This is a genomic window from Propioniciclava sp., assembly GCF_029977985.1.
Taxonomy (GTDB): domain Bacteria; phylum Actinomycetota; class Actinomycetes; order Propionibacteriales; family Propionibacteriaceae; genus Propioniciclava.
In genome coordinates this window covers 48,648-59,324 of record NZ_JARKOT010000006.1, presented here as the reverse complement: position 1 = coordinate 59,324, position 10,677 = coordinate 48,648, and the positions used below count along the sequence as shown (strand labels likewise).

9 protein-coding genes, 1 pseudogene and 1 riboswitch are annotated in these 10,677 nt (G+C 71.9%); of the genes and pseudogenes, 7 read left to right on the top strand and 3 right to left on the bottom strand.

Annotated elements, in window-relative coordinates:
- From Q1K57_RS00505 to Q1K57_RS00480, 6 genes and pseudogenes are all read left to right on the top strand, one after another.
- The coding region (locus Q1K57_RS00505; RefSeq protein WP_300077595.1) for a hypothetical protein at positions 1 to 504 on the top strand (504 nt) is incomplete at its 5' end.
- A 168-nt stretch (positions 505 to 672) separates the two neighbouring features.
- Positions 673 to 1,541: pseudogene (locus tag Q1K57_RS00500) on the top strand (GH25 family lysozyme).
- Between the two features lie 36 nt (positions 1,542 to 1,577).
- Positions 1,578 to 1,715, top strand: a riboswitch (FMN riboswitch).
- A gap of 86 nt (positions 1,716 to 1,801) precedes the next feature.
- Positions 1,802 to 2,638: an ABC transporter permease gene (locus tag Q1K57_RS00495; RefSeq protein ID WP_300077592.1), complete on the top strand. Its 837-nt coding sequence runs from the start codon at positions 1,802 to 1,804 to the stop codon at positions 2,636 to 2,638.
- A gap of 3 nt (positions 2,639 to 2,641) precedes the next feature.
- On the top strand, positions 2,642 to 3,709 hold the full coding sequence (locus Q1K57_RS00490; RefSeq protein WP_300077589.1) for an ABC transporter substrate-binding protein: 1,068 nt from the start codon (positions 2,642 to 2,644) through the stop codon (positions 3,707 to 3,709).
- A 37-nt stretch (positions 3,710 to 3,746) separates the two neighbouring features.
- Positions 3,747 to 6,011, top strand: coding sequence for an ATP-binding protein (locus Q1K57_RS00485; protein WP_300077586.1), 2,265 nt, complete (start codon positions 3,747 to 3,749; stop codon positions 6,009 to 6,011).
- Positions 6,008 to 6,667, top strand: a complete 660-nt coding sequence (locus Q1K57_RS00480) for a response regulator transcription factor (RefSeq protein WP_300077583.1) — start codon at positions 6,008 to 6,010, stop codon at positions 6,665 to 6,667. Before Q1K57_RS00485 ends, Q1K57_RS00480 begins: the two co-directional genes overlap by 4 nt.
- Positions 6,668 to 6,704: 37 nt before the next feature.
- Here Q1K57_RS00480 and Q1K57_RS00475 read toward each other — a convergent pair whose 3' ends face one another.
- Positions 6,705 to 6,959 carry a PLD nuclease N-terminal domain-containing protein gene (locus Q1K57_RS00475; RefSeq protein WP_300077580.1) on the bottom strand — a complete coding sequence of 85 codons (255 nt, stop codon included), beginning with the start codon at positions 6,957 to 6,959 and terminating at the stop codon, positions 6,705 to 6,707.
- Positions 6,960 to 7,009: 50 nt separating this feature from the next.
- On the opposite strand from Q1K57_RS00475, the gene Q1K57_RS00470 reads away from it, so the two are divergent.
- On the top strand, positions 7,010 to 7,882 hold the full coding sequence (locus Q1K57_RS00470; RefSeq protein ID WP_300077577.1) for a 1,4-dihydroxy-2-naphthoate polyprenyltransferase: 873 nt from the start codon (positions 7,010 to 7,012) through the stop codon (positions 7,880 to 7,882).
- A 321-nt stretch (positions 7,883 to 8,203) separates the two neighbouring features.
- Here the strand turns inward: Q1K57_RS00470 and Q1K57_RS00465 are convergent, their stop codons facing one another.
- Together Q1K57_RS00465 and Q1K57_RS00460 are read right to left on the bottom strand one after the other, a co-directional pair.
- Positions 8,204 to 9,931, bottom strand: coding sequence for a TM0106 family RecB-like putative nuclease (locus Q1K57_RS00465; protein ID WP_300077574.1), 1,728 nt, complete (start codon positions 9,929 to 9,931; stop codon positions 8,204 to 8,206).
- An 11-nt stretch (positions 9,932 to 9,942) separates the two neighbouring features.
- Entirely contained in the window at positions 9,943 to 10,644 is a 702-nt protein-coding gene (locus Q1K57_RS00460; protein WP_300077571.1) for a demethylmenaquinone methyltransferase, read from the bottom strand.
- Positions 10,645 to 10,677: the final 33 nt, after the last annotated feature.

The window sequence follows — 10,677 nt, the reverse complement described above, 5'->3', positions numbered from 1 at the left end:
AACTGGATGTTCGTTCCCGACTACGACGCCAACCCGGTCAACCTGACGACCTCCGGCTCGTTCTGCGCCGACACCCGGTACGGCTGCTGGACCGCGCAGGCTCTCGTCGCGCACCGTGGTTTCACGTCGCAGACGGCGTTCACCGCGCAGGCGACGCTGTACGACTTCGCGTTCGCGACCGGCACCACCAACGCCAAGACCGACCTGTTCGGCTACCCGTCGTCGGCGCCCTACACGGGCAAGGTGCTCACCTACAGTGAGGGCGCGCTCGGGTACGACTCCCGCAACGGCAACAACACCTACCGCGTCACCTCGAACATGACGCAGGGCTGCTCGGGTGGCCCGTGGTTCCAGGGCTTCGCCGCCGGCACGGGCACGATGATGAGCGTCAACAGCTACAGCTACTCCGGTTCGAGCTACATGCATGGGCCGAAGCTGAACGGCAACACCCAGGCGCTGTACACCACCGCCCAGGGCGCGACCGCCACCGTCACCGTCGGCTGACGCTGCTCGGACGCCGCGGGTCCCGTCCGAACGCGGCGTGCGACAATCGGGGACGCCCCCGTGCGACTGTCGGGGCTCACGAAGTGGGGGCGGCAGCGCCCTCTTCGTGAGCCCCAACCGCAACACGGGGGTGCCCCCGGACCGTCGCACGGGGCCTACGCTCGCCCCATGACCAGGGACGCCCCGCGCACGATCGTCGCCGTTGCGCTGGCGTTGCTCCTGCCCGCATGCGCGCCGGGTTTCGGACGAACGCCCTCGTCCGCCCCCAGCTCCGCCACAACGTCGCCCCCAACCGCCACACACCCCGAGCCGTCAACCGAGACCCCCAAAGGGTCCACCCCGACGCCCGCCCTCACCACCCCCACCACCCCGACACCCATCCCCGCTCCCACCGACTGGCGAACAGGACCGACCGTGGCCGGCGTGGACGTGTCGCGCTACAACCCTGAGGTGGACTGGGCTGCACTCCGTGCCGCGGGCCACCGGTTCGCTTACGTCAAGGCCACGGAGGGCACGAGCACCGCAGCCCCACGTTTGCGGCCCAGGCGGACGGCGCGCGCGACCAGGGACTGTTCGTGGGCGGCTACCACTACGCCCGCCCCGGCAGCTCGGACGGTGCGACGCAGGCCAGGTTCTTCGCCGGCAACGGCGGCGGCTGGACGCCCGACGGCCGCACGCTCCCGGGCGCCCTGGACCTGGAGGAGAACACGTCCGGCGACCCCTGCTACGACCTCACGCCAGCCCAGTTGCGCGCCTGGGTTCAGGACTTCTCGGACGCCTACGCCGACGTCACCGGCCGGTTCCCGGTCGTCTACGTCAAGGCCGATACTTGGGCCGAATGCCTCGGCGACCAGCCCGCGGCGCGCCCCGGTCAGCACCTGTGGCTCTACGATCACGGCGCCGCCCCCGAAGCTCTGCCTCCCGGTTGGGACCGGCCCGCGTTCTGGCAGCGTGCGATCGAGGACGGCCTCGATCGCAACGTCTTCTACGGCACCGAAGCCGACCTCGCCCGCCTCGCCGACGATCCCCACAGCTGAATCACGCCCCGAGGCGCTACGATGCGTCACGACACGAAACGTGCTCCGGGGTCGGTGCAAGTCCGAACCGGCGGTGAGAGTCCGCGACCCCCGCACGCGCTGAGGCGCGGGCGGGGTTGATCCGGTGGAATTCCGGTACCGACGGTGAAAGTCCGGATGGGAGGCAGCACGTGGCTCGCGTCGTCGCGCGTCTCCACGCGCGGCGGCGTCCGCCTGTCCTCCCGCGACCGCGCCCCGGGCCGCGACCCGGGAGGAAGGCCATGCGCACACACACGGCCCGCAGCCGCCGCCGCCGGCGCGCCGCGCCGTGGGTGTTCGTCTCCCTGCTGCTGACGGCCTGGTGGCTCGCCGTGCGATTCACAGGCGTGCCCGCTTATCTCCTCCCCGGGCCGGACGCCGTCGTCGCCCACCTCGTGGGCTCCCTCACCAACCCGGCGATCTGGCCGTTCATCGGCGAGACGCTGGTCGAGGCGGTCGGTGGCTGCATCGTCGGGGTGGCGGTTGCGATCCCGCTCGCCATCGCGATCCATCGGTTGCCCCTGTTGGACGCCGCCGTGTCGCCCCTGCTCGGGGCGACCCAGGCGATCCCGGCGATCGCGCTGGCGCCCCTCATCGTCTTGTGGGTCGGCTACGGGATCGGTCCGATCATGATGCTCTGCGCCCTGCTCGTGTTCTTCCCGATCCTCGTCAGCTCGGTGGTGGGCCTGTCGCTGGTCGATCCGTCCGTGATCGCCGCAGCGCGGGTCGACGGCGCGAGCAGCGCCGCGTTGCTCACGCACATCGAGCTGCCGTTGGCGCTGCCCACCATGCTCGCCGGCGTCCGGAACGGGTTCGCCCTGAGCGTCACCGGCGCCGTCGTGGGCGAGATGGTGATGGGTGGCCGCGGTCTGGGCCAGTTGCTCACCGCGCAGCGTGACGCCGTCAACACCGCCGGGATGATGGGCACCATCGTCGTCTTGTGCGTCATGGCCTCCGGCCTGTACGCCCTCGTCCGCGCCTGGGAGGCCCGGGCGCGCCGCCTCGTCGACCCGGACGGCCACACCGGCACCGACGTCGACGCCCTCGCTCTCGTCCTCGAGAACCAAGAGAAAGGTTGATCCATGCCGCGTTCCCACGACCGAGCCCTCGCTCGCGCCCGTCTCGCCCGTCCCGGCGAGCTTTCCCGGCGGGCTGTTCTGGCGGGCGGCCTCGGCCTGCTCGCGGCCGGCGCCGTCGCCGGCTGTGCGCAGCAGCCGTACCGGCCCACGACGACGGCGTCCGACCCGGCGGTGACGATCGGGCTCACCTACATCCCCAACATCCAATTCGCGCCCTTCTACGTGGCGGAGGCGAACGGCCTGTTCAGCGGCGTGCAGGCGACGTTGCGCCACCACGGCGCCAAGGAGGGCCTGTTCACCGCGCTGGTCGCCGGGCAGGAGGACTTCGTGATCGCGGGCGGCGACGAGGTCGTCCAGGCGCGCGCGCAGGGCATGGACGTGGTGGCGATCGGCCAGTACTACCACGCCTATCCGGTGGTGGCGATCGTGCCGGAGGCATCTCCCGTGCAGACGGCCGCCGATCTGGCGGGCCGCAGCATCGGCCTCCCCGGCCGGTCGGGGGAGACCTACTTCGGCCTCAAGGCTCTGTTGCACGGGGCGGGCCTCACCGAGAGCGACGTGCTCGTGCAGGAGATCGGCTACACTCAGCAGGCCGCTCTCACCACCGGCCAGGTGGAAGCCATCATCGGCTTCGCCAACAACGACGCGGTGCAGTTCGAACAGGCGGGGATCCCCACGCGCACGATCCCGCTGACGGCGTCGGGTCAGGTGCCGCTGGTCAGCATCGTCCTCGCCACGACGCGGGCGTTCCTCGACGCGAATCCGGACGCCGCGACCGCGGTCGCCGTCGGCATGGTCAAGGGCGTCCAGGCCACGGTGGACGCCCCGGCGAGCGCCGTCGAGAGCTCGCGCGCCCAGATCCCCACTCTCAGCGAGGCGGGGGCGGAGGCGGCGGCGTCGGCCACCCTGGACGCGACGATCCCGCTGTGGGCGCCCGACGGAACCACCGTGACGGGCAGAATGGACCCGCAGGCGTGGCAGGACATGACGACTTTCATGCTGGACGCGGGCCTGGTGGACTCCGCCGTCGATCCAGCACTGGCGATGACCAACGCGCACCTGAGCGAGTGACGCGCGGCGCTGCTGGAAAGGGGGATCACCCGCGAGCATGACGGACCTCGTCACGCCCCCAGTGGTGCCGCCGCCACCGGCGACGCGGCTCGTGGTCGCCACCGGCTATGCCGGCTGGATCGACCGCGCCGTCAGCCTGAGCGTGCTGGGCACGGGGCTGGCGTCCATCGGCCTCGCGTACAGCCAGCTCGCGTCGATCGACTGGCGCTGGCTGGCGGTGGTCGGCGGCGGCATCGTCGCGACCAGCCTGTTGCTGCCGATCTACGCGTGGTCGAGCCGCGGCGTGCGCGTGCCGGCGACCTTGTTCGCCGGAAGCGTCCTGTTCGGCCTGTGGACCTGGCCGATGTCGTGGCTCGGCGTGCCCACCTCGGAGCCCCCCTTCCTGTGGATGGTCATCGGCGTCTCGACCGTCGTGTTGTCGATCGCGTGGGGCAACACGGTCGCCATCATGCACAACCTGTTCAGCTCGGCCGCCTATCTGATCGCCCGGCTCAGCCCGAGCGGGGGCGGAGTCAACGCGCTCGTCGCCCTGCAGGACACCTTCGTCGTCGCCCTTCAGCCCCTCGGCCTGCTGTTCCTCTTCGCCCATGTGCGCAAGCAGGCGGCCGCGCTGGACGGCTGGGTCGCCGCCTCGCAGCGGCTCGAGGCGGACGCCGCCCTCCGCACGACGCTCGTCGGTGAGCGCGCCCGGCTCGACGGGGTGATCCACGACGAGGTGATGACGACGCTCGTCTCGGCCGGGCGAGGAAGCGGCGGCCACGACGTCCACCTCGCCGAGCAGGCCCGGCACGCGCTCGCGAGCCTGGATGCCGAGGCGGCGGAGGACACGGGCGCCGACGACTTCCCGCCGGCGAACGTGGGCCGGCTCATCGACGACGTCGCCGGTGCCGCGTGCCCAATGGCGGCCGTCACGACCGACATCGACCCTCTCGCGCCGTTGGTGCCGAACCGGGTGGTGCGCATGCTGGCGCGGGCGGTTCGGGAGGCGGCGATCAACGCCGAGAAGCACGCGCACGCCCGGCACGTCGGCGTCCACGTCGCGATCCGGCGCACCGAGGTGGGGCGGGTGGCGTGCACCGTCGAGGTGGCCGACGACGGCCGCGGCTTCGACGTGGCCGCCGTGAACAGCCGGCGGCTGGGCATTCGCGTGTCGTTGCGCAAGCGCATGGAGTCGGTGGGCGGGACGGCCGGCATCGCATCCACGCCCGGCCAGGGCACGACGGTGACCCTGGGTTGGCAGGGGTTCCCCGACGAGGTGCGCCCAGACGCCCGCAACGCCGCCACGCGCGACCATCCGATGTTCGAGCGGGTGGACGTTCGCCCGGTGGCGTGGGTGGCGATGGGGGCGGTCGCTTTGTTCACGGGGGTCGGGGTGCTGGAGTTCTTCGTGACCAGCCGTCCCGGATTCACGATGGCCGCGGTGGTCGCGGCGGTGCTCGTCTCGCCCTTGGCCGTGGCCGATTTCGGACGCCTCCTGCCGAGGTGGCGCGCCTGGGCGGCCACCGTGGGGGCCGCCGCGGTCGGTTTGCTGGGAGCTCTGGCGCTCCCTGCGGGCGGCGCCTGGACCTCGCACTCGGACTGGTGGGTGGCGCTGCTGTGCATGTTCACCGTCCTCATTCGCGCCGGCGGCCATCGCGTGGCGGCATGGACGTGCGCTGCGGCGTCCGCCCTGATCGTGTTGGGTGGGGCGCTGTCGACGGGGCAGCCGCTGGGGGGCCAGGTGGCGCTGGCGCTCAACCCGGTCGGCTGGTTGCTCATCGTGGAGTTGCTGGTGGTGTGGATCGGTCGGGTCCAGCGCGATCTGGACGCCGCCCAGCGGGCGGCGGACGAGGCATCCACGCGGAGCGCCGGCTCGTTCGGAAAGCTGGTGCTGCGCGAGGTGTGGCTGGCCGACCTGCGCGACCAGGTCGACCCGTTGTTGACGAAGATCGCCGACCCGTGTGCCGAGCTGACCGACGCCGACCGGGAGGCCTGCCTGGCGCTGGAGGGGACGCTGCGCGACGGCATCAAGGCGGCCAACCTGACCGGACCGTCGCTGTCGGCGGCGATCATGGCCGCCCGCCTACGGGGGGTGCAGGTGACGCTCGTCGACAACCGTGGGTCTCAACTGCCCGACCTCGTCCGGCGGGCCACGTTGCGGCACCTGGAGGCCGTGGTGCGCGGGGCGTCCGGGGGGCGCATCGTGGCGAGGACGGCGCCGGAGGGCTACGACGAGGCCGTTACCATCGTGCAGGTGAACCAGGCCGGGTCGCGACTGACCCGGATCGACAACGAGGGAATGATCACGGTGAGCCAGGCATGACGACCCCCATCAAGACGGCCATCATCGACGACCACGAGGCGATCCGGGTCGGCATCGGGCATGCCCTGGCCGCCGCCGACGATGCGGGCATCGTCTTCCTCGGCGGCGCCGAGAACGTCGAGGCGTTTCTCGAGGGCGGCTTCGACGACGTCGACGTGGTGCTGCTCGATCTGCAGTTGGGCGACGGCTCCGACCCGAAGGACAACGCCGAGACGCTGCGCGCCGAGGGGTTCCGCGTGCTCGTCTATTCGATCGCCGACAACGTGCGCCTGTTGCGACGGGCGCTCGCGGGCGGCGCTGACGGCGTGTGCCGGAAGGCCGATCCGATCGTCGAGACGATCGAGGCCATCGTGGCGGTGCACTCGGGGCAGCAGGTGATCAGCCAGGAGATCCTGTCGGCGATCGAGGGCGACGCCCACTACGTGGCGGCAGCGCTGGGGCCGCGCGAGCGCGAGGTGCTGAGCCTGTACGCCGCGGGACTGGAAATCCCCGACATCGGCCGGACGCTGTACATCACCGAGAACTCGGTGAAGGAGTACCTGAAACGCATCCGCGCCAAGTACACCCAGGTGGACCGGCCGGCCGCCTCCAAGCTGGAACTCTTCCGCCGTGCCGTCGAGGACGGCATCGTGCCCCCGGTGGAGCCTCAGGTCTGACGCCGCCCCGGCGGCTGTCCGGCTGGTCGAGGGCCGCTCAGAGCCGTCGGAGGAAGTCCGGGTCGTCGTCGGGCGCGATGGGACGCCGCTTGTCGCCGCCTATATCGCCGCGGCCGAGGGGGCGTCCGAGGAAGAACCAGCCCAGCGCACCCACCCCCGGCAGGCAGATGATCGCGGCCACCCACAGCCAGCGTGGCATGAAGCGGATGCGGGTCTCCTCGGCTTGGAAGGCCTCGACGAGCGCGTAGACCATCATGGTCAGCACGACGAGGACCAACAGAACGCGAGGCACGCTGTCAGCTTAGTCGGGTGATCCAGCCGAGCCATGGGAGACTAGGGGCCATGGCGACGGCGGGGCAATGGATCGAGGGTGCCCGGCTACGAACCCTCCCCGCCGCGGTGGCGCCCGTCCTGGTGGGGTCCGGCGTCGCCGCCTGGGCCGGCGCGTTTTCCCTTCTCAAGGCGTTGTTGGCGCTCGTCGTCGCGCTCGCGCTGCAGATCGGGGTCAACTTCGCGAACGACTACTCCGACGGCGTCCGCGGCACCGACGACGACCGGGTCGGGCCGCTGCGTCTCGTCGGCTCGGGGGCTGCGACGCCCACGGCCGTGAAGGTGGCGGCGTTCGGCTGCTTCGGGATCGCCGCCCTCGCTGGGCTGGCGCTCGCCGTGCTCACTGCCCAGTGGTGGCTGCTTGCTGTCGGGATGGCCTGCATCCTGGCCGCCTGGTACTACACGGGTGGACGCCGCCCCTACGGTTATGCGGGGCTCGGTGAGTTGTTCGTGTTCGTGTTCTTCGGCCTCGTCGCCACGTGCGGCACCACGTTCGTCCAGGCGGGTGCGGTGCCTGAAGCGTCTGTGTGGGGCGGCGTCGCGACGGGCGCGCTGGCGTCTGCGATCCTCGTGGCGAACAATCTGCGTGACCTCACCGGCGACTCCGCGGTCGGCAAACACACGCTGGCCGTTCGCCTGGGCGACGCGAACACACGCTGGCTGTACGTCGCGCTCGTCGCCCTCGGCCTGTTCGGGGTCGTCCAGCTCGCCCTCACGAGCACCTTGTGGGCACTGCTCGGCCTCGCGGGCGCGGTGCTCCTGGTCGGCCCCGTCCGGCTCGTCCTGGTGGGTGCGATGGGGCGTGACCTCATCCGTGTCCTCAAGCTCACCGGCCTCGGCGAACTCGCCGCTGCGGTGGGCGTCTTCGTGGGCTCCTGGCTCTGATGCCGCCCTGCAGGCGCCGTTGGGGCGCTCCCACGCCGGCTGGGTAGGCAGTGACGCCGGTTGGGTGCACATCCGCCGGTTGGGTTCGCAGCGACGCCGGTTGGGTGCACATACGCCGGGTCTGCGCGGCGTTCATGCGCCTAAGCGGCGTGTGTGGCTGGCCGACCCTGAGGTGGGGTGGCGGGAGCGGGGGTCGCAGGGCACGGACGCCGTTGGGGCGCACCCACGCCGGTTGGGTTCGCAGCGACGCCGGTCAGGTGCAGAGACGCCGGGTCTGCGCGGCGTTGGTGCGCCTCCGCTGTCACGTGAGGCACCGCCGGCTCAGCTCGCGCCGGACTCCTGCTCACGCAGCCAGCGGCGCAGGTGCCAGGTGGCGCGGACGTCATCCTCGTTGTACTCCAGGACGCGCACGCGCGCCAGCTCCCGGACGCCGGCGTCCGCGTGGCCGACGGCGTCGGCGAACCAGCTCTGCGAGTTGAGGCCACCCGGGTCCTCGTCGCGCCACGCGAAGCCGGTCACCGCGGAGGCCACCACCTTCAGCCCGAGCCCGTTCGCCCCCAGGTAATGCGCTCTGACGAGGGCGAACAGATCGACGAACAGGGACGCCGTCGCCTCGGCCGCCCACCCCGCCAGGTCGCTGGGCAGGCGGGACGCGAGGCGTCCGATGCGGATCGTCTCGTAGTCGGAGTAGTGGTAGACGGCCGCGTCGCGCCCGGTGGTCGCCGCGCGCAACCATCCCAGCGCGGAGGCCGCGAGCGCTGCCTCGCCCGCCTCATCGAGCGCGCGGAACGCGCTGAACTCCCGGTAGACAGGCGGGCCGGCGTCCGCGTCGTCCACCCAGAACCCCCACAGGTAGACGCGGTCGTCGGCAGAGGTCTCGATGTCGATGTCGATCTCCAAGGGGTGGCGTGGCAGGTCGAGGGGCTCGTCATCGGTCCGCTCGAGTTCGACACCGGCATGCATCATCTGCGCGCGCTGGTGTGCTCGGCGCAGGCGGGCCTCCCCGTCCTCGCGGTGGCTGGCGCGCGGCAGGTAGCGCTCGAGGAGGGCGTCCAGGTCGGCCTCGGCCAGCTCGCCGACCGTACTCACGCCGAGCCCGCGCAGGGTGAGCACCTCGTGGACGTCGAGCGGCGCCTTGCTGATCCGGACGGACAGGTCGTCGGCGTCCAACTGCGCCTGGCAGTGGGGCTGCCACACGCAGCCGCGGCACTCGGGGCTGATGATCGGCGTGAGCAGTTGCTCCTGCCCGGACGACACGAGCGCCCGCTCGGCCAGGTCGACGCGGAAGGCGTGCTCGTGGTCGTAGCGCTCGAGCGTGGACAGCAGCGGCGCCTCGGCCGGCACCTCGACGGTGTGCGGGTTCGACGGCACCCGCACGTCACCCAGATCGAGCCAACAGATCACCGGCTCGACGACGGCCCGCTCGCCGTCGGGGGCCGTGTTGATCCGGTCGATGCCGATGAGACCGGCCCACGGATCGGCTGCAGCGAACCCGCACGCCTCCAGCAACCGCCAGTAGTGCGCCACCTGCAGGGCCGCGTTCAGCCGCGTGCGCCACCGGAACGACCGCCCCGGGATCTCCCGTGGCGCCCGCGGCGCGCGCAACGTGGACGCCACCAGCGGCGGCGCGTCGAGCGGGCACGTCTGCAGCACCTTGTGGAACTTGATCTGGACCGGGTGGTAGCCCCGGCCGGTCGCGCTGCACCGGATCAGCAGCGACGGGCGGCCCACCCGGTGGTGCTCGGTGTCGGCCGGCAGGAGCCCGCCCACGATGACGTCGACCCGGTCGGCCATCGCCTGCAGGCACGCAGCCCGCGCCTCCTCCGCCGACAGGGCCGCCCGGGCGCGCAGGTCGACCACGGTCGCGTCCGTGCCCGCCAAGTGGCTCACGATGTCGGCCTCGATGGCGTCGGCGTCCCGGAAGAAGGGCGGGTTGGGGCGCTCCAACGACGGCGCGACGAGCGACGGCGTGAACGCGTTGACCGTTTTCAGCGGGCAACTGCGCGCCGCATACGCGTCGAGGACGAACGGCCGGCCGGGCTCGGACACCTCACATCACCTCAGGCCACCGCCCGGTGCAGGGCGACGATGCCGCCCGACAGGTTCTTCCACTCCACGTCGCGCCACCCCGCCGCGCGGACGAGTTCGGCCAGGTGCGGCTGGTCGGGCCAGGCCAGGATCGACTCCGCCAGGTATTCGTACGCGGTCGGGTTCGACGAGAACAGCCCCGACAGCGCCGGCAGGGCCCGCACGATCCACCGGCGGTACACCTGCCTGAACGGCACCCAGGTCGGCGTCGAGAACTCGGCCACCACGAGGACGCCGCCGGCGGCGGTCACGCGGCGCATCTCGGCGAGGGCGGCCACCGTGTCCTCCACGTTCCGTAGGCCGTAGCTGATCGTCACGGCGTCGAAGGAGCCGTCGGCGAACGGCAACTGCAGCGCATCGGCGTTGACGAAGCCGAGGTCGGGCTGGCGGCGCCGTCCCTCGGCGAGCATGTGGTAGGAGAGGTCGGCGGGGACGACCAGGGCGCCGGCGTCGGCCAGCGGCCGGGAGGACGTGCCGGTGCCGGCCGCGAGGTCGAGGATGCGCTGCCCCGGCCGCGGGTCGATCGCCCGGATCGTCTCGATGCGCCACAGCCGCTGCAGGCCGCCCGTCATGAGGTCGTTCATGAGGTCGTACCGGCCCGCGACACCGTCGAACATGGCGGCCACGTCGGCGCGGCGCTTGGCGAGGGTGGCCCTGGCATCGAACTTCTGCACGACGCCGATCCTCTCACGGGCCACGGACAATTC

What these genes read in the sequence shown, in the direction of transcription:
- Q1K57_RS00495 (WP_300077592.1), top strand. Translation starts at nt 1,802, where the DNA reads ATGCGCACACACACGGCCCGCAGCCGCCGCCGCCGGCGCGCCGCGCCG.
- Q1K57_RS00490 (WP_300077589.1), top strand. Translation starts at nt 2,642, where the DNA reads ATGCCGCGTTCCCACGACCGAGCCCTCGCTCGCGCCCGTCTCGCCCGT.
- Q1K57_RS00485 (WP_300077586.1), top strand. Translation starts at nt 3,747, where the DNA reads ATGACGGACCTCGTCACGCCCCCAGTGGTGCCGCCGCCACCGGCGACG.
- Q1K57_RS00480 (WP_300077583.1), top strand. Translation starts at nt 6,008, where the DNA reads ATGACGACCCCCATCAAGACGGCCATCATCGACGACCACGAGGCGATC.
- Q1K57_RS00470 (WP_300077577.1), top strand. Translation starts at nt 7,010, where the DNA reads ATGGCGACGGCGGGGCAATGGATCGAGGGTGCCCGGCTACGAACCCTC.